This is a genomic window from Nonomuraea sp. NPDC049152 (assembly GCF_040648355.1).
Lineage (GTDB): Bacteria > Actinomycetota > Actinomycetes > Streptosporangiales > Streptosporangiaceae > Nonomuraea.
Genome location: NZ_JBEZDO010000002.1, coordinates 466,832 through 486,779 on the forward strand (window position 1 = coordinate 466,832; position 19,948 = coordinate 486,779).

The following is a 19,948-nucleotide window of genomic DNA, read 5'->3' on the forward strand; positions in this document are numbered from 1 at the left end:
GCTTCTCTCCCTCCGGCACGATCTGATCAATCTGATCAATCGGTACGGCGGCGGCGGTGGGAAAGCCCGCGCGCCCTTCTAAGCTGGGCAGTGTGAGTGAGCCGCCCGGCCCCGTAGCGGGTTCCCTGCGCGACCCAGAGCATCGCGTCTCGCCCAAGGCGGTACGCCTGTGGCTGCTGGAGGCGCTGATCGCTTTCGTGATCTTCGCGGGCGGCTCGTTCGGGCTCGCCGCCTGGATCCCGAGCTGGTCATGGCTGCCCGAGTGGCTGTCGGGCAACTCCTGGCTGGTGCCCGTGGTGGTGCTCGTGCCCGGCACGCCGCTGCTGCTGATCGAGCCCTTCGTGCGCTATGCCGTACACCGCTGGGAGCTTTCAGGAGACGTCGTCTACGCCAGGTCGGGCTTCCTGACCAGGGAGTGGGTGTTCGTGCCCGTGAGCCGCATCCAGACCGTCGACAAGGCCCAGGGATGGCTCGAGCGGATGCTCGGACTGGCCACGCTGGAGATCCGCACCGCCTCGCACGCGGGGTCGTCCACCATCAAGGGCCTCGACTACACGATCGCCGCGGGGCTGGCCGAACGGCTGGCGCACAGGGCCGAGGAGCTCAGGGACGACGCCACATGAGCGAGGAGCCCCCAGGACTGAAGCTCAGCCCCAAGGTCCTGCTCATCGACCCGGTGCGCATGCTGCCGTCGCTGCTCGTGCCGCTGGTGGGCGTGCTGTTCGTGGGCGGCTTCTCCTCGCGCTCCTTCGGCTGGGCCGCCGTGGGCGTGGTCGGCGCCGTCGTCTTCGCCGTCGTGCGCTGGGCGACGTTCAGCTACCGCGTCGCCGACGACCGGCTGGAGATCAAGCGGTCGCTCGTCAGCAGGTCGGTGCGGACCATCCCGCTGGAGCGCATCAGGGGCGTGGACGTCACCACGCCGCCCATGCACCGGCTGCTGGGCCTGGCCGTACTCAAGATCGACACGGGGGCGAGCGGCGGAGGGGAGCAGGAGGGCGAGCTCGACGGGGTGACCGTCGAGGAGGCCGAGAGGCTCAAGGGCGTCCTGCTGCGCCGCGCCAGGGCCGCCAGGGCGGAGGACCCCCAGAGCGCCCATGACGCGCTCCCTGACGCCCCTCCCGCGCCGCCCGAGGAGCGGGTGATCGTCAAGGTGCCGCGCAGGTGGCTCCTGTACGGCCCGCTGTCCGGCTCCTACCTGCTGACCCCGTTCGCCCTGGCGGGCGGTGCCATCGGACTGGCCTTCCAGTGGGGTGACGACCTGGGCTTCCGCGACCTCGCGTGGGACGCGAGCCAGTGGCTGTGGCAGCACCCCCTGCACATCGCGGGCGCCATCCTCGTCCTGGTGCTGGCCATGCCGTTCTTCGCGGCGGTCATGTACACCGTCTTCAACTGGGACTTCACGCTGAAGGAGCGCGAAGGCTACCTGGTCGCCGAGCGCGGCCTGATCACCAGACGCAGCGTCTCCCTCGAGGCCCGCCGCATCAGGGGCTACGAGATCGTCGACGCCATCGCCGAGCGGAAGGCCGGCGTCGTCAGGACATGGGCCATCGTCACCGGCCTCGGCGACTCCGAGACCAGGGGGCAACTGCTTCCCGACGTCCCCCGCCCCCTGGCGCTGGACGTCGCCGCGCAGGCCGTGGGGACGTTCGCCGCGCCGTTGCGCCCGCACCCGCCCGTCGCCCGCGACCGCAGGCTGTTCAGGGCGATCGCCCCAGCGCTCGCCGTGGCGGTCGCCGCCGCACTCCTCGGCGTCTTGACGTCCACGGGACTGTGGTGGGCGCTGGTCGTCGCGGCGCTGGTCGTCGCCGGGCTCGGCATCCCCCTCGGCCACGACCGCTACCGCTCGCTCGGGCACGGCTACGACGGCGTGCTGCTGTCGGTGCGCTCCGGCTCGCTGCGGCGCGCCCAGGCGGTCGTCGAGCGGCGCGCGATCGTCGGGTGGCGGCTGCGGCAGACATGGTTCCAGCGGCGGGCGGGGGTGCTCACGCTCATCGCGGGGGTGGGCGCGGGCAAGGGCGGCTACGAGGCGGTGGACGTCTCCGCCGAGCAGGCGGTCGGCTTCCCCGCCGAGGTCACCCCCGAGTGGCTGGCCCCCTTCCTCCGCACCCCGGACTGATCTTCGCAGGTCCTCTCCGGACGCGAACGACGGCCTCTGTTCTCCGCACTCCAGACGGATCTTCGGAGGGTCTCCCGAACGCGAACGAGGGGTGGTCCCGCGGGACCACCCCTCGATGATGTCGGCTCGCGTCAGTCCTGGCGGCGGGCGCCGAACATGATCTCGTCCCAGGTCGGCACCGAGGCCCTGCGGCCCCTTGCGCCCTTCTTGGCCTGACGCGCGGCGGGCGCGGGCGGCGGCGACGGCACGGGACCCGGCGCCGCGTCTCCCGGCTTCTTCGGGACGGGCGGCTTGGGCACCGGCGCCTTCTCCTGCGCGGGCTTGGCGTCCTCGTCGGCGCTCGGGCGCGCGGCGGGCACCGCGGCCTTCTCCTCGGGTACGGCCTGCCCGGCCGCCTCCTGCGCCTCATCGACCCGCTCAGGCTCGACGGCCTTCGCGTTCGCGGCGGCCTGCTCGTCCTCGGCCGCCCGGGCGACCTCAGCGGCTCTCGGGATCTCCACGGCCTTCCCGGCCTCTGGGGCCTCCACGACTTTCCCGGCCTCTGCGGCCTTCGTGGTCGCTTCGGCCTTGGCGGCCGTGGTGGACTCTGCGGCCTTCGGCTCGTCCACGGCCTTGGTGGTTCCTGCGGCCTTCGACGCCTCAGCGACCTTCGTGGGCCCCGCTGCCTTCGGCGCCTCCGCCTGCGTGGTCTCGGCGACCTGCACGGTTTCGGGGGCCTTCGGGGCCTCGGTGGACTTCGGCTCCTGCTCGGCGACGGCCTCAGTCACCTTGACCGGCACTTCGGCCACCTTCAGCTGCTCGGGGAGCGGCTTGGCGACCTCCTCGACGACCTTGGGCTCCTCTGAAGCCTTCGCCTCGGCCTCAGCGACTGTGGTCTCGGCGACCGTGGCCTCAGCGATCGTGGCCTCAGTGACGGTCGTGGCTTCCGGCTCGGCGACCTCGGCCTCAGCGACCCTGGACGCAGCGCCCCCGGACGCGGCGGGCTCGGATACGGCGGAGGCGACCCGCTCGGCTGCTTCGGCGGTCCGCGCCGGGGCAGGGCTGGCTTCTGCGGCGACCACGCCCTGCGCGGAGACCTTGGCGGGCCGCTCGGTAGTCGAGGGCACCTCGGGCCTGGAAGCAACGGGCTCTTCGGAGGCCGCGGAGGTCCGTGTGGACTCCCCGGTTGTCGAGGGCGCCCCGGGCGCGGCCACCGCGGGTTCTGCGGAGACCGCGGAGGTCGACGCCTCGGGTGCGGCTTCTGCGATGACCTTGGCCGCATCGACGGGAGCGGACACCTCCGCGACGACCGAGGCCTGCGAGGACTCCTCGATCGCCTCGGAGGCCTTCGACGTGTCGGCAGGCGTGGTGGCGGGCGTGGTGGCCTCGGCGGCAGGTGTCGCCGCGACCCCCGTTTCGACCGCAGGCGTCTGGGCGGCGGGAGCCGTGGGTGCCGACTCGAAGACGGCCGGTCCGGAGGCCGAGGCCGCGGTGGGCGCGCGGCCGGCGGCAGGGGCGACGGCGGGCGTCGAGGCGGTGGGCGCGGAGTCGGCGGGTGGCGTGAGGGCGGCCGGTGCCGCGAGCTCGTGTGCCACCACCGGCTCGGGGTCCCCAGCCGCGGGCGGCGCGGGGAATCGCGGCGCGACAGGCTCGGCGTAAGGCTCGGGCAGGCGCGGCGCGGCCGGCGCGGGCGCCTGGTCATCGGCCGCCGGGCGCTCGACCGCGGGCGCGTGGTCGAACGTCGTGGGGCGCGCGGTCGTGGGCGCGTGGTCGAACGCGGCTGGGCGGTCCTGCGCCGGAGCACGGTCGGCGGGGCGCTCGGGTTCGCGTACCGCGGGAGCGTAGATCGACTCGGGGTCGGGCGCGGCCCGCGCAGGGGGCTCCGCCGTACGCGGAAGGTTCGGCGCCCACGCGGCGGGCGGCTCGGGAACGGCAGGGCGCGCGGGCGGAGGCTGGGTGTAGGGCGCGGGGTCCTGGCGGGTCACCGAGGGGAACGGCACGGGCGGCTGCATCAGCGGCTCGGCGGCCAGCGGCGGCACCGGCTGCAGCTTGGCCACCCTCGGCGTGAACGGCGTGACGGTGGTGTCCTCGATCGGCGGGTTCGGGTCGAAGTCGGCCGAGGACAGCCGCATCGACTCCTCGTCGTGCGGGGTCACGTGACGGCGGCGCGGGTCGAACAGCCACTCGGCGTGGCGCGTGTGACCGTTCCACACGTAGCCGAGCTTGACCCGCCACAGCCCGTCGTCGCGCTTGGCGGAGTCCCAGTCGATCTCGTCGGCCGGCACGCCACGCCTGGTGAGCCGCTCGGCGACCAGGTCGCCGAGCGTGGGGCCTGGAGCCGACTCCCCTGGCATGCGCACGGACACGCGCTGCGCCTGCTGGGCGACGTACTCCCTTTCCTGGAGTACGGGGCCCTCGAACCAGCGGACCCGCTCGACGGGGATTCCCGCGGTCGCGGCGATCTCCTCCGCGGTCTCCCCGGCGCGTATGCGGGCCTGGATCTCCTTGGGGCGCAACGGACTCTCCACTTCGATCTCGTACTGGCCGAGACGGGAGAAGTTTCCGCGGACGGCAGCGCGGAGCCGGTCGTCCACGGGAAGCGTGAAACGGGTCCCTCTGCCGGCCGTGGCCAGCACGAGATAGGTCCCGTCCTCGCTCACCGCGACGAGTCGGAGCTCCTGCATGCGAGTCCCTTCGTCAGCGTTGTGCTCAATCTTCCCCCGGACCCTTGAGTCTCTCGCGTGTGCCGGTTGCCTGCCAGCACCGTACCCGGCATGTCCGAACATCGCCTTCATGGGACGGGCCCTGGTCGATGTGACGCCGGTCACATTTGACGTTTCCACCCGAAATTACCGCTCGTCACGGTGCAGCAGGAGGTTAGGAGTCCTCGACGGATTCTGGCGAATCACGTCACGCGCCGCCGTGAACTTCGGCGAAGTGGCGTCATCCGGTGTGTCGGCGGACGGATGGGACTCCAGGTGGCGGGCCATCGTGCCCGCCGTACGCGGGGAGGCCGTGACGGCCACTCCCGACCTCCCGAGCCTGCGCACGGCGGTCGCCAGGGCGGGGGAACGGCCCGCGGCGACGGACAGGTTCACCACCGCGGGGCGGCGCGCGTGCCTGCGCACCCAGTCGAGCCCCGCGATCACGTCGGACAGGTCGCCCGAACCGTCGCAGCCGAGCACCTTGACCGAGCCGACGCGCGCGCCGGGCGCCACGCCGTCCGCCTCGCCCGCCGCGAGAGAGGCGGCGCGGGTCCCGTGCTCACCGCAGAAACGCCTGCGGGCGCCCGCGGCGTCGAAGGCGTGCCACGCCCTGTCGCCGAACCGGTCGTCGGTGACGTCGACGCCGGTGTCGAGCACATAGACGGTGACGCCCGCGCCGGTGGCGGGGGAGCGGGACGGGGCCTCGCTCGTGGCCAGGTCGAGCGCGCGGACCGTGTCGTCGCTCTCCAGCGCACGTACCCTGGGGTCGGCGCGCAGCTCGGCCGCCTCCGCGGAGGTGAGCAACGTCGCGAAGCCGGGAAGCGCGGCGGTGTAGTAGCGGCGCACCCGCCATCGCGCGTCGCCGACCAGCGCGCGGGCGTCGGCCCTGTCCACGGCGGTGACGATGTAGGGGCGGGGCGGCTCGTCGGGAGCGGGGGCCGGGAAGCCGGCCGGGGCCACGACAGAGGCCACCACGGGAGCCGCTGTGGTGACGGCCGTCGCCAGGGCCGCGGCGGCGTACACGGAGGGTAGTCCGAATCGGCGGGGCACGATTGTCCAATCTGCTGTCACGCAGGTCACAGGAACAACAGGACACGCGACCGCGTCTAGTTACGAAGAAGCTCTTTACCGAACGAGTGACAAGAGGGGACTGATCCGGGGCATGAGCGGCGAGCAGCAGAGGTTCGAGCTGAGCGTGCCGCAGATCGCAGGAGGGGCACTGGCCGCGGTGACGGCGGCCGTGGCGGCGTCGTATCTCGGGGTGGCGGGCACCTTCGTGGGGGCGGCGGTGGCGAGCATCGCCAGCACCGTCGGCGGCGCGGTCTACACCCACTACCTGAAGCGAGCCAACGACCAGATCAAGCAGCACACCGTCGTCGCGTGGCGCGACAACGCGGAGCCGCCCGTCCACGTCGAAGGGGAGGGCGAGCTGGCGACGGCCGTCCACGCCACCGTCAGGGAGGAGCGGGATTCCTCGCCCACGCTGGTGATGGCCCCGGTCGCGCCGGTGGAGCCGAGGCGGCGGCTGCCCTGGCCGAAGCTGCTGGCGGCCGCCGCGCTGGTGTTCGCGATCAGCGCCGGCGTCATCCTCGCCTACCAGGCCTTCGCCCACGAGACCGTGCACGAGACGGTCACCGGCAAGACCGGCGCGGTCGAGCGGGAGAAGGGCGAGCCGCGGCGTCAGCAGGAGGAGAACGCGCCGGTCGCTCCGCCGGTGCCGGACGAGCCAGGCTCGCGGGAGCCGACGCCGACGTCGACTCCCACGCCCACTCCCACCCCGACTCCCACGCCGACGCCGACCCCCAGCACGACGCCGACCCCCACGCCGACGCCCACCGACTCCGCCTCTGCCGAGCCCACGCCTTCGGAGGCGCAGAGCGACAGGGGCACGGACGCCGACCAGAGCCCGCCCGCCGAAGACCGGCTCGAGCAGGTGCCCGAACAGCCATAGCCTGCCTCGTAGGATGCGGATCGTGACCGCGGCCGAGGAGTTCGAGACGCACAGGCCGCGACTGTTCTCGCTGGCCTACCGGCTGCTGTCCTCGGCAGCCGAGGCCGAGGACGTCGTGCAGGACGCCTACCTGCGCTGGAGCGCCGCCGACCGCGACGCGATCAGGACCGAGGCGGGTGGTCAACCCCGGCAAGCTCGGCCACATGGAGAGCCGGCTCAGCCTGGCGTGAGGCTCGTCAGGCGCCCAGCACCGTGTCCAGATAGGCGTTGGCGAACACCCTGCCGGGGTCGAGCCGGTCGCGCAGCGCCACGAAGTCGGCGAACCGCGGATAGACCCCGGTCAGGTAGGCGGCGTCGCGGGTGTGGAGCTTGCCCCAGTGCGGACGCCCTTCGAGACGCGTCATGATCTCCTCGACCCCCTCGAAGTAGGCGGGGTTCGGGGTGGGCCGGTAGATGTGGCAGGCGATGTAGGCCGACGGCCTGCCGTACGCGGTGGACAGCCACGCGTCGCTCGGCGGCGTGACCCGCACCTCGATCGGGAAGGTGATCTTCCAGTCCATCCGCTCGATCAGGTCTCTGGTCTCGCGCAGCGCCTGCTCGAGCCGTTCGCGGGGGACGGCGTACTCCATCTCCAGGAAGCGCACGTCACGGACGGAAGTGAAGATCTTGTAACTGGTGTTCACCGACTCCGAGTCGCCGAGGAACGCCGCCGACAGCGCGTTGAGCCGGGGGATCGCGGTGGGAAAGCGCCCGCCGATCCCGCACAGCGCCCCGAAGAGCGTGTTCTCCAGGAACACGTTGTCCATCCAGTGCTTGACGCTGCTCGGTGGCTGGGCGGGTCCAGGATGCCGGTTGTTGGTCTTCACCAGGCAGGCGTCGGTGTGCGGCAGCCAGAAGAAGTCGAGGTGCTCGTTGGCCGAGGTCATCGAGTCGAGCCGGTCGAGGATGTCGCTCAGCGGCGTTGCCCTGCGGCTGTTGTGCAGCAGGAAGGAGGGCTCGACGCGGAAGGTGACCGCCGTCAGCACGCCCAGCGCGCCGAGCCCGACCCTGGCCGCGTCGAACAGGTCCTCGCCTGGGGAGGCCGTCACCACGGAGCCGTCGGCGAGCACCATCTCCAGCCTGACCACCTGGTCGGCCAGGCCGCCCGTGTCGCGTCCGGTGCCGTGGGTGCCGGTCTGGATGGCGCCCGCGACCGTCTGCGCCGTGATGTCGCCCATGTTGGCCAGGGCGAGGCCGCGCTTGCCGAGCTCCTCGTTCAGCACGCTGAGTGGGGTTCCCGCGAGCACGCACACCGAGCTGGACCCGTTGTCGGTGGTGACGGAGCGGATGCCGGACAGCCCCTGTGGCCTGAGCATGATGCCGTCGGTGATGGCCACACCCGTGAAGGAATGGCCGGTGCCGACCATGCGGACGCGGCGGCCGCTCGCGGCGGCGTCCTGTACGGCCCGCGCCACGTCCCGCACGGACGAAGGGGTGCGCACCTCGGCGGGAGCGCCTGACTGGTTACGGGCCCAGTTCGTGAAGACCATGCGCACCCCTCCGGAGCAACGTTCGGTTTAAACGCGAACGATACTCACTTTTCCCAGCCTTCGGGAACGGGGAAGATGTCGCCTGGCTGCAGGTTATGGCTCTTGATCACCTCGGAGACCGTCACGAGATGGTAGCCCTTGCCCTGCAGCGTCTTGATGAGCGAGGGCATGGAGTCGACGGTCTGCTTCACCCAGTCGTGCATGAGGATGATGCCGTCCTGCTTGGCCACCGCGAGCGTCTGCTTCTTGATGGCCGCCTCGTTCTTCGACTCCCAGTCGCGGGAGCCGCCGGTCCACAGGATCATCGGCATCCCGAACTCCGCCGCTATGTCGGAGACCTGCAGGTCCGCCATGCCGTACGGCGGGCGGAGCAGTTTGGGCTCCACGCCCGCCGTCTGCTTGATGAGGTCCTGCGTCTTCTTGATCTCGTTCCGGATGGCCCCCGGCTCGAGCTGGGTGAAGTTGGGGTGCTTGTAGCTGTGGTTGCCGAGCTCGTGTCCCTCGGCGGCCATGCGCTTGGCGAAGGCGGGCCGGCTCTTCACGTACTGGCCCTCAAGGAAGAACGTCACCTTGGCGTCGTACTTCTTCAACGTGTCGAGCAGCTTGCCCGCGTACTGGCCGGGGCCGTCGTCGAAGGTCAGGGCGAGGCACTTGACCTGCGTACAGTCGACCTCCTTGCGGGCAGGAGCGGCGGAGGCGGCCGACGGGGTCAATGTGACCGCAACAGCCGCGATAGCCAGGAGTGAAACAAAATGTCGGGACATAGCAGACTTTCCTATGTTGAGGGTGGGTCTGAGGGGAACTCCCGACGGTAGCGGATCAACCTTTGACGGGTGAAGGAGCCTCCGGAAGTCTCAGCAAACCCGAACCTCCGATGCCGACGAGGGCCGCGAGCAGCGCGCACGCCAGCGAGAAGCCGTAGGCGTTGGAGGCGCCGAACGCCTCGGTGAGCCGTCCGCCCGCCCACGCGCCGATCGCCACACCGAACCCGATCGAGGTGGAGATCCACGCCATGCCCTCGGTGAGCAGGGACGGCGGCACCAGCCGCTCGGTGAGCGAGAAGCCCGTGATGAGCGTCGGCGAGATGGCCAGGCCCGCGACGAACAGGGCGCCCGCCATGAAGGGCGCGCTGCCGATGAACGCGATCGGCAGCAGGCCGACCGCGAAGACCACGATCGCCCTGACGAACCTGGCCCGCAGCGACACCTTCCACGCCCGCGAGCCGAACCACAGGCCCGACACCATCGAGCCGCCCGCGAAGGCTGCCAGCAGGAAGCCGGCCGCGCCCTTGACGCCGTGCTCCTCGGCGAAGGCCACGGTGATCAGGTCGACCGAGCCGAAGACCGCGCCGAGCGCGAGATAGACGCACGACAGCAGGGCGATGCCGGGGATGGTGATCGGGCTGCCGCCGACGTGCCGTACGGAGGAGACGGGGGGTTCGGTACGGCGCTGCATCGCGAAGGCGAGCGTGCCGATCAACATGAGCACCAGCGCCGCGATCAGCCCGGCGAACGGGTTGACCGTCGTCGCCAGGACCGTTACCGTCGCGGGCCCGGTGACGAAGATCACCTCGTCGGCCACGGACTCGAACGCGAAGGCGGTGTGCAGCTTCGCCGAGCCGCCGAGCTGGTGCGACCAGCGGGCGCGGACCATCGAACCGAGGGACACCGAGGTGGCGCCGACGACGAATCCGGAGGCGTAGAGCGTCCAGTCGGGCAGGCGGAATCCGGCGCACAGCATGAGCGCCACCATGGACACGCCGTTGACCAGGGCGAGCGGCGTGATGACCCGGCCCTGACCGAACCTGTCGACCAGGCGGCCCGACAGCGGGGCGGCGATGGCGTAGGAGATGTTGGTGACGGCCGCGACGGCGCCTGCCGTGGCGTACGAACCGGTGATCAGCGAGATCAGCAGGACGATTCCGATGCCCAGCATCGACATCGGCATCCTGCCGATGAATCCGGCGAAAACGAAACCTTTGACGCCTGGTGTGTTGAACAGCCCCCGGTACGGCCCGACCACTACGTCCCCCTACTCTTCAAGCGCCCAACCTTTGCGCACCGTCTGTCCGGACAGCAAGTGATTTTTCGCCTGATCGTCTAACGTGGCCTGCGTGTCTGCTCTTCCCTCCGTCCGGGGACTCATGATCGTTCTCGCCGTCGTGGTGTCGGTGGGCGCCGCGGGCGCTTTCGCGTTCGCGCTCGGCGACGAGAAGGAGAAGGAGAAGGACCCGGCTCCGTCCGCCGTCCGCAAGGACGAGACCCCGCGCCTCGACACTCTGGTGCCGGTCAAGGAGTTCGGCCAGGGCGGCCCTGGGATCACGGTCACGCCGCCGCGGGTGCTGGGCATCGCCGGCGCCACGGTCGCGAAGCAGACCCGCCTGGCGCTCGGCGGCCTCAAGCACGTGCAAAAGGTGATCGTGGTGGACGCCGGCTCGGTGAAGGTGGCGGGAACCGGCGTCAACCTGCTGGCCGTCGAGCCCTCCGAGTACCGCTCGTGGACGCCGCAGGCCGTCGCCGACCAGCCCGAGGTGTGGAGCGCGCTGGCCAGGGGCGAGCTGGTCGCCGACACCGCCGCCGCCCGCAGGTTCGGCCTGGTCCTCGGCGCGTCCTACCAGATCGACGGCGGCCCCAGGCTGCGCGTGGCCGCCTCCGCCACGCTCGGCCTGCCCGGTGTGGACGGCATCGTCAGCACCGAGGTCGGCCGGAGCCTGGGTCTCATGGAGGGCGTCGCCGTGCTCCTCCACGGCAAGGAGGGCAAGATCGGCGAGGCGGGCGTGCGCAAGCTGCTCGGCAAGGACGCCCAGGTCGTCACCGTCGGCCGCGTCAGTCCCCCCGCCCAGCGGCAGGCCCAGACCCAGACCCAGCCCGAGAAGCAGGTGGTACGGCAGGGCAGCTACCTGGACCTGTACAAGGCCGCCGCCACCCGCTGCCCCGGCCTGTCGTGGACCGTGCTGGCGGCCATCGGGCAGGTGGAGAGCTCCCACGGGCGCAACAACGGCCCGTCGAGCGCGGGCGCGCTCGGTCCGATGCAGTTCATGCCCGCCACCTGGAAGTCCTACGGCGTGGACGGCGACGGCGACGGCCGCAAGGACATCTGGAGCCCTTACGACGCGGTGCCGGGCGCCGCCAACTACCTGTGCGCCAACGGCGCCGGCCAGGGCGGGCAGAAGCTGCGCAAGGCCGTGTGGTTCTACAACCACTCATGGGACTACGTGAACAAGGTCCTCGGCCTGTCCGAGGCGTACGCGCGCACGTACGCCTGAGCGCCTGCCCCCGCGCCTGCCCCTGAGCGTCCCGCGGCTACGTGGGCCGCCGCACGGGTGCGGGGCAGCAGGTCAGCGCGCACGCCACCGGCTCGGGCTCGGCCATCAGCTCGCGCACCATCCGCACGAAGCGCGGATGCGTCCCGGCCGTCACCGCCCGCTCCAGCGGCAGCCCCAGCTCGGCGGCCAGGTGCCTGGCCTCGACGTCGAGGTCGAAGACGACCTCCATGTGGTCGGAGACGAAGCCGATCGGCACCAGCACCACCGCGGGCGCGTCCGTTGTCTTCAGGTGGTCGAGCACGTCCGGCTCCAGCCACGGCACCTGCGGCGGGCCGCTGCGCGACTGCCACACCAGCTCCCACGGCTCGGTACGGCCGAGCGCCTGGCTGACCAGCTCCGCCGACCTGCGCAGCTGCGCCTCGTAGAGCCCGCCGGACGGGCCCGCCGTCTCGGCCATCGAGACGGGGATGCTGTGCGCGGTGAACACCAGCCTGGCGTCATCACGGCCCAGCCGGTCGAGCGCCTGCCTGGTGTGGTCGGCCATCGCCGCGACGAACCCGGGGTGGTCGCCGAAGTGCCGCATCTTGACCAGCTCGGGGCCGCCCTCGACGGAGATGCGGGCGATGTCCTCGTAGTACTGGCGGCAACTGGAGTAGCCCGCGAACGCCGAGGTGGCGAAGACCGCCGCCCTGGTGACGCCGTCGGCCTTCATCCGCTGGACCGTGTCCTCGCCGAACGGCCGCCAGTTGCGGTTGCCCCAGTAGATCGGCACGTCCAGCTCCGGCCGCAGCGCCTCGATCAGGTCGCGGTTCTGCTGGTTGATCGGGCTGACCCCGCCGAAGGACTGGTAGTGCTCGGCCACCTCGAGCAGCCGCTCGCGCGGCACGCCTCTGCCCCGCACGACGTTCTCGAGAAACGGCATGACGTCGTCGGGCCCCTCGGGACCGCCGAACGACAACAGCAGCAGCGCGTCGTAGTTCCCCACGCCGGTAAGCCTACGGGGGCCACGATGTAGGTTCGTGACGTGAGCTCATTCAAGGATATTCGTGACTATGTGGCCATCCCCCGAGTCCTCTCGCTGAAGCTCGCGCCGGACGGATCCCGGCTCGTCAGCGCCGTCCAGTCGCTCAATCCCGACGGGAAGTCGTTCGGCACCGCACTGTGGGCGATCCCCGTGGACGGCGAGCCGTACCGGCTGACCAGGAGCGCCAAGGGAGAGGCGGGCACGGAGTTCACCGCGGCGGGTGACGTGCTGTTCACCTCGCGCCGCCCCGACCCGACAGTCAAGGACTCCGACGAGGAGGTGCCCGCGCTCTGGCTGCTGCCGCGCGCGGGCGGCGAGGCCCGCCAGATCGCCACCCGCCCCGGCGGGATCGGCGCGGCGAGGACGGCGGGCGACGTCGTCGTTTTCGCCTCCGAGGTGCTGCCCGGCGACGAGGCCACCGACGAGGAGCGGCGCAAGGCCCGCAAGGACGCCGGCATCAGCGCGATCCTGCACGAGGGCTACCCGGTCCGCTACTGGGACCACGACCTCGGTCCTGGCCGTACCCGCCTGTTCGCGGCCACGCTGGGGACCGACCGGCTTGAGGACGTCCGCGACCTGACCCCCGACTCGGGCAGCCACCTCGACGACCACCTGGACTTCGCGCTCACCCCCGACGGCGCCACCGTGGTCACCACGTGGACGGTGCCGCTCGACGCGGGCCAGCAGCGCACCGAGGTCGTCGCCATCGACGTGGCCACCGGCGAGCGGCGCACGCTCTTCGCCGCCGACGACCACGACTTCGAGGGGCCGCTGCGGATCTCGCCCGACGGCGCCCGCGTGGCCTGCTCGCGCAGCCGCCACACCGCGCTCGACGTCTCGGCCCGCTCCGAGCTGTGGATCGGCGACCTGGCCACCGGCGAGGGCAGGGCCTACGCCGACGACCTGTTCCCGATGGACCTGGCGTGGGCGCCCGACTCCAGCGCCGTCTACCTCGTGGCCGACCACCAGGGCCGCCGCCCCGTCTTCCGGGTGTCCCTCGACGGCGCCTTCGACAGGCTCACCACCGACGACGCCGCCTACCTCGCGCTCAGCGCCTCGAGCGACGGCTGCTTCGTCTACGCGCTGCGCAGCGGCTACCACGCCCCCGCCACTCCCGCCAGAATCGACACCGCCACCGGCGAGGTCGTCGAGCTGCCCTCGCCCGCCCCCGCGCTGGAGCTGCCCGGCACGCTGACCGAGCTGTCGGCCGTGGCCGACGACGGGCAGGAGATCCGCGGCTGGCTGGTGCTGCCCAAGGACGCCTCCGCCGAGAACCCCGCCCCGTTCCTGCTGTGGATCCACGGCGGCCCCGTCTCCTCGTGGAACGACTGGTCGTGGCGGTGGAACCCGTGGATCATGGCCGAGCACGGCTACGCCGTCCTGCTGCCCGACCCCGCCATGTCCACGGGGTACGGCCAGCACATGATCGACCGCGGCTGGGGCGAGTGGGGCCCGCGCACGCTCGCCGACCTCGACTCCATCGTCGACGAGGCGCTCAAACTGCCCGAGATCGACGACACGCGCCTGGGCGCCATGGGCGGCTCGTTCGGCGGCTACATGGCCAACTGGGTCGCCGGGCACTCCGACCGCTACAAGGCGATCGTCACCCACGCCTCGCTGTGGAACCTCGACCAGTTCGCCGGCACCACCGACGCCTCCATGTACTGGCAGCGCGAGTTCGGCCTGCCGGGCAGCGAGCGGTACGGCAAGCTCTCCCCGCACGGCGCCCTCGACCAGATCCGCACGCCGATGCTGGTCGTCCACGGCGACAGGGACTACCGCGTGCCGATCGGCGAGGCCCTGCGCCTGTGGTGGGACCTGCAGCGCAACGACGTCGAGTCGAAGTTCCTCTACTTCCCCGACGAGAACCACTGGATCCTCAAGCCGGGCAACGCCGTCGCCTGGTACGAGACGGTGCTCGCCTTCCTCGCCCAGCATGTGCTCGGCCAGGAGTGGAAGCGCCCGGACTCGGTGGTCTAGATGACGGACTTCGCGGCACTGGCCACGGACATCGCCCGCGAGGCGGGCGACATGCTGCTGGCCAAACGGCCGAGCAACCCCGAGGTCGTGCAGACCAAGTCGAGCCCGACCGACGTCGTCACCGCCCTCGACCGCGCCTCCGAGGAGCTCATCCGCGCCAGGATCAGGGAGGCCAGGCCCGACGACATGGTGCTCGGGGAGGAGGGCGGCGACACCCCCGGCTCCAGCGGCGTCAGGTGGGTCGTCGACCCCATCGACGGCACCGTCAACTTCCTGTACGGCCTGCCCGAGTGGGCGGTCTCCATCGCCGTCGAGGTGGACGGCAGGATCGTCGCCGGCGTCGTCAACGTGGTGCCGCGCGGCGAGTTGTTCTGCGCCTCCCTCGGTGGCGGGGCCGTCCTGCACAAGGACGGGCTCGCGGTCTCGCGGCTGCGCTGCAACAGCGGGGTGCCGCTGGGACAGGCGCTGGTGGCGACCGGGTTCGGCTACGACGCCTCACGCCGCCGGGTCCAGGGGCAGGTCGTGGCGGCCGTGCTGCCCTCGGTGCGGGACATCAGGCGCGGAGGGTCGTGCGCGATCGACCTGTGCTCCGTGGCGGCGGGCAGGGTGGACGCCTACTACGAGCGAGGGATCAACTACTGGGACTATGCCGCGGCGGGACTGATCGCCGCCGAGGCGGGCGCCAGGATCGGCGGGCTGAACGGCAAGCCGCCGAGCAGCGAGCTCACGTTGTGCGCCGCGCCCGGGCTGTTCGAGGAACTGCACGACCTGCTCGTGCCGCTCGACCCCGAACGCGACACCTGAAGCGCGCCCCTGACACGCGACACCTGACGCTCACCCCCCGCACACGACGACGGCCGGAGCCAGCGAGGCTCCGGCCGTCGTCACGTGCGGTGCGGTTCAGCGCGGCAAAGGGACACCGTGGTCGTCGGCCAGGCGTCGCAGATCCTCGATCTCCGCGGTGAGGGTGTCGGCGAGGTAGTCGTCGCCGACGGACCTCGCCTCGTCGAGACCCTTGTAGGCCTGGCAGAGGCGGCGTTCGATCGTGGTCGTGAACTCGCCCATCTCACCTTCTCTCTTACATGCATCTCGGGGGTGGCGCGTGCGGTCATAGGGGTTCAAAGCACGCGGCATAGGTGTCCCGCGGGTCTACCCACCCCCACCGCGGTCCGAAACCTCCGATCTCGTGTGCCCTGCGTCACGGTGGTGCCCGCACATGGCTTACCGTGCGTTTATCGGGGATGTGGTGAAAATGAAGGCCACATCCAGGAGCGAGGAAGAGGTGCCAGCAGCCGTGCGGGTGCTTGTGGTTGAGGACGAGCGAGTGCTCGCCGACGCGATCGCGACGGGGCTCCGTCGCGAGGCCATGGCCGTGGATGTGGCCTACGACGGCGGCGCGGCGCTGGAGAAGGTCGCCTACATCGACTACGACGTGATCGTGCTGGACAGGGACCTGCCCGTGGTCCACGGCGACGAGGTGGCGCGCAGGCTGGTCGCCGACCGCAGCGCCTCCCGCATCCTGATGCTGACCGCCGCCGGGGACGTCGACGACAAGGTGGAGGGCCTCGGCCTCGGCGCCGACGACTACCTGGCCAAGCCGTTCGTGTTCATCGAACTGGTGGCCAGGGTGCGCGCGCTCGGCCGCAGGTCGGCGCCCGCCCTGCCCCCTGTGCTCGAGCGGGCCGGAGTGCGGCTGGACCCGGGCAAGCGCCTCGTGGAGCGCGACGGCAAGGAGATCCAGCTGACGAAGAAGGAGTTCGCGGTCCTCGAGGAACTGCTGCGCGCCGACGGCGCCGTGGTCAGCCAGGAGGACCTGCTGGACAAGGCATGGGACGAGAACATCGACCCGTTCACCAACGTCGTGCGCGTCACCATGATGACGCTGCGTAAGAAGCTCGGTGAGCCCCAGGTGATCGAGACCGTCCCGGGAGTGGGATACAAGTTGTGAGCGACGAGCAGGACCGTCCGGCGGTCCCCACGCATCCGATGATCAGTCCGCACTCGGAGCGGGCGAGCATGACGCGGACGCGGGTGGAGCAGCTGGGCACGGGGGGCGGCGAGTGGGACGGTCCGCCGCCCATCCCGCCGGCGGACGAGGAGACGATGGCCGAGCGCATCAGGGTGATGCGCGACAGGGTGAGCATCAGGTGGCGGCTCACCCTGACCTACAGCGCACTGTTCTTCGTGGCGGGGGCCTTCCTGCTCGCGGTGATGTATCTCATCGTCAGCTCGGTGCTCCATCAGGGCTTCTCCTTCACCCTGCAACTGCCGCGGTGGGCGCCCACGGCGCTGGCGGAAGACCTGAACGACCAGTCGCAGCTGCTGATGAACAACAACATCAACATCGTCCTCGAGAACCTCATCAGGCAGTCGATCATGGTGCTGATCGGGGTCGGCATCCTGGCGCTGATCCTCGGCTACTTCGTGGCCGACAGGGCGCTGCGGCCCGTCGCGCAGATGACCGCGACGGCCAAGAAGCTCTCCGAGAGCAACCTCGCCCACAAGCGCATCGACCTCAAGGGCCCCCAGGACGAGCTGAAGGAGCTCGCCGACACCTTCGACGCGATGCTGACCAGGCTCAACGTCGCCTTCGACACCCAGCGCAGGTTCGTCGCCAACGCCTCGCACGAGCTGCGCACGCCCCTCACCATCAACAGGACGGTCCTGGAGATCGCGCTGTCCGACCCTGAGGCGTCGGAGGACCTGAAGGCGCTCGGCCGTACCCTCCTCGAGGTCAACGCCCGCAACGAGAAGCTGATCGAGGGCCTGCTCCTGCTCGCCCGTAGCGAACGCGAGCTGCGCGTGCGCAAGCCGGTGGACGTCAGGGAGGTCGCCACGACGGCCGTGGAGCAGCTCGCGCCCTTCGCCGCCGAGCACGGCGTCACCGTCACCACCGAGCTGTCGGCGGCGCCCACGCTGGGCGACCCCGTACTGCTAGAACGCTCCATCAGCAACCTGCTGGAGAATGCCGTCAAATACAACCTTCCCGAAACTGGACCAGAAAACGGAAAAGTCTGGATCCGTACGGGAATGGTGGACGGGGCACTGGTTGTTCAGGTGGCCAACACGGGACAGCATGTCCCGGCGTACGAAGTGAACAGCCTGTTCGAGCCCTTCAGAAGGCTCCACGCGGACCGTGTGGATTCGGCGAAGGGATCGGGTCTCGGCCTGTCCATCGTCCGCGCGGTCGTGCAGGCGCACGGCGGAAACGTGGCCGCGGTGCCGCGCGACGGCGGAGGACTTGTCGTGACCATTCGACTCCCCGGGCGCTAGTCCGGCGTGTTGATCTGACGGGGGAGTCTCGTTCGCGCCGTACATGTGGTTGGATGTGCCGTCGAACACGGTGGTGCATGCCGCCAATGCTGTGTGTTTCGCCATATTTGGCTAACCACGAGCCGTTGGCGGCGCGCCCCTTCGTGTCGGGAGGTTCAGCAGCCGTTCCTGCGGGGTACCGATGCACAAATCTCCCTGAAGGAACGGGCACAAGACGGGCCTCTCGGACGTTAGACACGCGCGACGAGCGCGAGACCATAGATGAGGGGGATGGAGCAAGCACCATGGCTACCGACTACGACAGCCCGCGCAAGACCGATGACGACCTGGGGGAGGACAGCCTCCAGGAACTCCAGGCGCGGCGGACCGACAAGTCCTCCGGCAGCATCGACATCGACGAGACGGACCTCGCCGAGTCGCTCGAGCTGCCCGGTGCGGACCTGTCGAATGAGGAGCTGTCCCTGCGGGTGATCCCTCGTCAGGCAGACGAGTTCACCTGCTCGCGGTGCTTCCTTGTGCACCATCGCAGCCAGCTGGCCTCCGAGAGGAACGGGCAGCAGGTCTGCAGGGAGTGCGCCGCCTGACGGAGAGGGCACCGCATCGTGTCATCCAAGAAAGAGGAGCGGGACGACCCTGTGAACGACCCAGAGGTCGCAGAGTCGTCCGCTGCCTCCGCCGCGGACAAGGACCAGGAGCACGAGCCCGACGATGCCGGCCGCGAGGTCGGCGAACTCGTCGGCCGCCTGGTGCGGCCCGGTGAGCTGGAGAGCGGCGAGCGGCGCAGGCTGCTCGGCCGCCTCACCAGGTCGCTGACCGCTGGGGCGAAGAACGCGAACGCCTCGGGCGTCGGCAGGGGCAGGTGGCTGGCCGACGTCTTCCTGAACATCACGCCCCGCATCCCGATCAGGGACCTCGCCACACTGTCCGAACACCACCACGGCCTCACCGGCGAGCAACTGGCCGACGACCTCGTCCGCACCGCGCAGAAGGCGACGATGACGGTCGGCGCGATCGGCGGGGCCCTGGCCGCCGCCGAGTTCGCCGCCCCGCCCCTGCTGCTGTCGGCGCCGGCCCAGCTGGTCGCCGAGACGATCGTGGTGGCGGCCATCGAGGTGAAGCTGCTGGCCGAACTTCACCAGGTCTACGGCGTCGAGGTGCCGGGCACGGGCACCCAGCGGGCCATGGCGTTCACCGTGGCGTGGTCGAAGCAGCGGGGCGTCGACCCGCTCGCGCCGGCCTCCGTCACGCTCGCGCTGGGCGCCGCGACGAAGACGGCGCTGCGCAACAGGCTGATGAGGACCCTCGGACGGCACCTGACAACCCTCGGCCCCTTCCTGACCGGAGCCGTGGCCGGCGGCGCACTCAACCGGGCGGCCACCAAGAAGCTCGGCGAGGCGATCCGCGCCGATCTGCGCATCAAACGTCCCACGCTTCCGCAGCCCCCCGGGTCGGCGGAGCTCGAAGGCTGACCCGCGTCGGCGCCCAGGGCGGCGGGCCTTCCCCCGCCTTGCCCCCTGGGCGGCCCGCGTCAGCGGGTGCGCAGCCCGTCGAAGGCGATCGTGAGGATGGCGTCGGCGAGCTCGTCGGCCGATCCGCCGCGTGACGGCTGGTACCACTCGGTGATCGAGTTGACCGTCCCGAACAGCAGCCGCGTCACCAGCGCGGGATCCACGTCCGGTCTGATGTGTCCTTCGGCCGCCGCCTCCTTCACCAGGTGGCTGACGAATCTGTCGAACTCCCGCCGCCGCTCCAGCGCGTGCTGCTCGGTGGCACTGTTGCCGCGCACCCTCAGCAACAGTGTGACGTACGGCAGGCGCTCCACGAGGATCGACACGCTGCGCCGTACCACCCATTCCAGCCGCGTGATCGCGGGTCCCGAGACGGCCATCGGGTCGGCGATCATGGTGAACAGGCCGTCCAGCGCCCTGTCGAGGGCCCGCCCGAGCAGTTGCTCCTTGCCCGGCACGTGGTAGTAGATCGCCGACTTGGTCATCCCGAGGGCGCGGGCGAGGTCCTCCATGCTGGTGCCGTCGTAGCCGCGCTCGTTGAACACCGTCACGGCCGTGTGCAGGACGGACTCGGGGTCGTGCCCGCGCCCGCGCTGACGGGCCGGAGTGGTGGTCATG

General features: G+C 70.9%; 18 protein-coding genes and 1 pseudogene. 11 read left to right on the top strand and 8 right to left on the bottom strand.

Translation table 11 applies throughout. The features are described from left to right. Positions 1–92: 92 nt before the first annotated feature. Together AB0B45_RS05950 and AB0B45_RS05955 are read left to right on the top strand one after the other, a co-directional pair. A complete protein-coding gene (locus AB0B45_RS05950) occupies positions 93–623 on the top strand; it encodes a PH domain-containing protein (protein ID WP_358125970.1) in 531 nt (176 codons plus the stop codon). Next, the gene (locus AB0B45_RS05955) at positions 620–2,116 is read left to right on the top strand and encodes a PH domain-containing protein (protein WP_358125973.1); all 1,497 of its coding nucleotides are present in this window, start codon (positions 620–622) and stop codon (positions 2,114–2,116) included. Before AB0B45_RS05950 ends, AB0B45_RS05955 begins: the two co-directional genes overlap by 4 nt. Before the next feature lie 131 nt (positions 2,117–2,247). Here AB0B45_RS05955 and sepH read toward each other — a convergent pair whose 3' ends face one another. Together sepH and AB0B45_RS05965 are read right to left on the bottom strand one after the other, a co-directional pair. Then, the gene (sepH, locus tag AB0B45_RS05960; RefSeq protein ID WP_358125976.1) at positions 2,248–4,779 is read right to left on the bottom strand and encodes a septation protein SepH; all 2,532 of its coding nucleotides are present in this window, start codon (positions 4,777–4,779) and stop codon (positions 2,248–2,250) included. 165 nt (positions 4,780–4,944) lie between these two features. Continuing rightward, positions 4,945–5,850: a S8 family serine peptidase gene (locus AB0B45_RS05965; RefSeq protein ID WP_358125978.1), complete on the bottom strand. Its 906-nt coding sequence runs from the start codon at positions 5,848–5,850 to the stop codon at positions 4,945–4,947. A gap of 112 nt (positions 5,851–5,962) precedes the next feature. On the opposite strand from AB0B45_RS05965, the gene AB0B45_RS05970 reads away from it, so the two are divergent. Together AB0B45_RS05970 and AB0B45_RS05975 are read left to right on the top strand one after the other, a co-directional pair. Further along, complete coding sequence (locus AB0B45_RS05970; RefSeq protein WP_358125981.1) at positions 5,963–6,751, top strand: hypothetical protein; 789 nt, start codon at positions 5,963–5,965, stop codon at positions 6,749–6,751. Positions 6,752–6,764: 13 nt separating this feature from the next. Next, positions 6,765–6,905: pseudogene (locus AB0B45_RS05975) on the top strand (sigma factor); the annotation flags it as partial. An 82-nt stretch (positions 6,906–6,987) separates the two neighbouring features. Here AB0B45_RS05975 and AB0B45_RS05980 read toward each other — a convergent pair. The 3 genes from AB0B45_RS05980 to AB0B45_RS05990 all read right to left on the bottom strand — a co-directional run bounded on the left by AB0B45_RS05980 (position 6,988) and on the right by AB0B45_RS05990 (position 10,302). Further along, on the bottom strand, positions 6,988–8,280 hold the full coding sequence (locus tag AB0B45_RS05980) for a D-arabinono-1,4-lactone oxidase (protein ID WP_358125983.1): 1,293 nt from the start codon (positions 8,278–8,280) through the stop codon (positions 6,988–6,990). 44 nt (positions 8,281–8,324) lie between these two features. After that, complete coding sequence (locus AB0B45_RS05985; RefSeq protein ID WP_358125987.1) at positions 8,325–8,993, bottom strand: polysaccharide deacetylase family protein; 669 nt, start codon at positions 8,991–8,993, stop codon at positions 8,325–8,327. A gap of 106 nt (positions 8,994–9,099) precedes the next feature. After that, entirely contained in the window at positions 9,100–10,302 is a 1,203-nt protein-coding gene (locus AB0B45_RS05990) for an MFS transporter (protein WP_358125990.1), read from the bottom strand. A 91-nt stretch (positions 10,303–10,393) separates the two neighbouring features. Between AB0B45_RS05990 and AB0B45_RS05995 the strand changes: the two genes are divergently transcribed. Beyond that, positions 10,394–11,545, top strand: a complete 1,152-nt coding sequence (locus tag AB0B45_RS05995) for a lytic transglycosylase domain-containing protein (RefSeq protein WP_358125993.1) — start codon at positions 10,394–10,396, stop codon at positions 11,543–11,545. Positions 11,546–11,582: 37 nt separating this feature from the next. Here AB0B45_RS05995 and AB0B45_RS06000 read toward each other — a convergent pair whose 3' ends face one another. Continuing rightward, positions 11,583–12,530 (bottom strand): ferrochelatase, encoded by a 948-nt coding sequence (locus AB0B45_RS06000; protein WP_358125997.1) that lies wholly within the window; start codon positions 12,528–12,530, stop codon positions 11,583–11,585. Positions 12,531–12,569: 39 nt separating this feature from the next. Here AB0B45_RS06000 and AB0B45_RS06005 point away from each other — a divergent pair, with 39 nt between their 5' ends. Beyond that, positions 12,570–14,549, top strand: a complete 1,980-nt coding sequence (locus tag AB0B45_RS06005) for a prolyl oligopeptidase family serine peptidase (protein WP_358126001.1) — start codon at positions 12,570–12,572, stop codon at positions 14,547–14,549. Beyond that, positions 14,550–15,353: an inositol monophosphatase family protein gene (locus tag AB0B45_RS06010; protein ID WP_358126004.1), complete on the top strand. Its 804-nt coding sequence runs from the start codon at positions 14,550–14,552 to the stop codon at positions 15,351–15,353. 96 nt (positions 15,354–15,449) lie between these two features. Here AB0B45_RS06010 and AB0B45_RS06015 read toward each other — a convergent pair whose 3' ends face one another. After that, complete coding sequence (locus AB0B45_RS06015; protein WP_358126007.1) at positions 15,450–15,614, bottom strand: hypothetical protein; 165 nt, start codon at positions 15,612–15,614, stop codon at positions 15,450–15,452. Between the two features lie 229 nt (positions 15,615–15,843). Between AB0B45_RS06015 and AB0B45_RS06020 the strand changes: the two genes are divergently transcribed. The 4 genes from AB0B45_RS06020 to AB0B45_RS06035 all read left to right on the top strand — a co-directional run bounded on the left by AB0B45_RS06020 (position 15,844) and on the right by AB0B45_RS06035 (position 19,291). Further along, positions 15,844–16,497, top strand: coding sequence for a response regulator transcription factor (locus AB0B45_RS06020; protein WP_358126009.1), 654 nt, complete (start codon positions 15,844–15,846; stop codon positions 16,495–16,497). Further along, entirely contained in the window at positions 16,494–17,822 is a 1,329-nt protein-coding gene (locus AB0B45_RS06025) for a HAMP domain-containing sensor histidine kinase (protein ID WP_358126012.1), read from the top strand. The genes AB0B45_RS06020 and AB0B45_RS06025 overlap by 4 nt, the downstream gene beginning before the upstream one ends. 284 nt (positions 17,823–18,106) lie before the next feature. Next, positions 18,107–18,406 carry a DUF4193 domain-containing protein gene (locus AB0B45_RS06030; protein ID WP_090929286.1) on the top strand — a complete coding sequence of 100 codons (300 nt, stop codon included), beginning with the start codon at positions 18,107–18,109 and terminating at the stop codon, positions 18,404–18,406. An 18-nt stretch (positions 18,407–18,424) separates the two neighbouring features. Next, positions 18,425–19,291, top strand: a complete 867-nt coding sequence (locus AB0B45_RS06035; protein WP_358126015.1) for a hypothetical protein — start codon at positions 18,425–18,427, stop codon at positions 19,289–19,291. A 59-nt stretch (positions 19,292–19,350) separates the two neighbouring features. On the opposite strand, the gene AB0B45_RS06040 is transcribed toward AB0B45_RS06035, so the two are convergent. Beyond that, entirely contained in the window at positions 19,351–19,947 is a 597-nt protein-coding gene (locus AB0B45_RS06040; protein WP_358126017.1) for a TetR/AcrR family transcriptional regulator, read from the bottom strand. Position 19,948 lies beyond the last annotated feature (1 nt).

Coding starts and splice junctions, on each gene's coding strand:
- AB0B45_RS05955 (WP_358125973.1), top strand. CDS start 620: ATGAGCGAGGAGCCCCCAGGACTGAAGCTCAGCCCCAAGGTCCTGCTC.
- sepH (WP_358125976.1), bottom strand. CDS start 4,779: ATGCAGGAGCTCCGACTCGTCGCGGTGAGCGAGGACGGGACCTATCTC.
- AB0B45_RS05970 (WP_358125981.1), top strand. CDS start 5,963: ATGAGCGGCGAGCAGCAGAGGTTCGAGCTGAGCGTGCCGCAGATCGCA.
- AB0B45_RS05980 (WP_358125983.1), bottom strand. CDS start 8,280: ATGGTCTTCACGAACTGGGCCCGTAACCAGTCAGGCGCTCCCGCCGAG.
- AB0B45_RS06010 (WP_358126004.1), top strand. CDS start 14,550: ATGACGGACTTCGCGGCACTGGCCACGGACATCGCCCGCGAGGCGGGC.
- AB0B45_RS06015 (WP_358126007.1), bottom strand. CDS start 15,614: ATGGGCGAGTTCACGACCACGATCGAACGCCGCCTCTGCCAGGCCTAC.
- AB0B45_RS06030 (WP_090929286.1), top strand. CDS start 18,107: ATGGCTACCGACTACGACAGCCCGCGCAAGACCGATGACGACCTGGGG.
- AB0B45_RS06040 (WP_358126017.1), bottom strand. CDS start 19,947: ATGACCACCACTCCGGCCCGTCAGCGCGGGCGCGGGCACGACCCCGAG.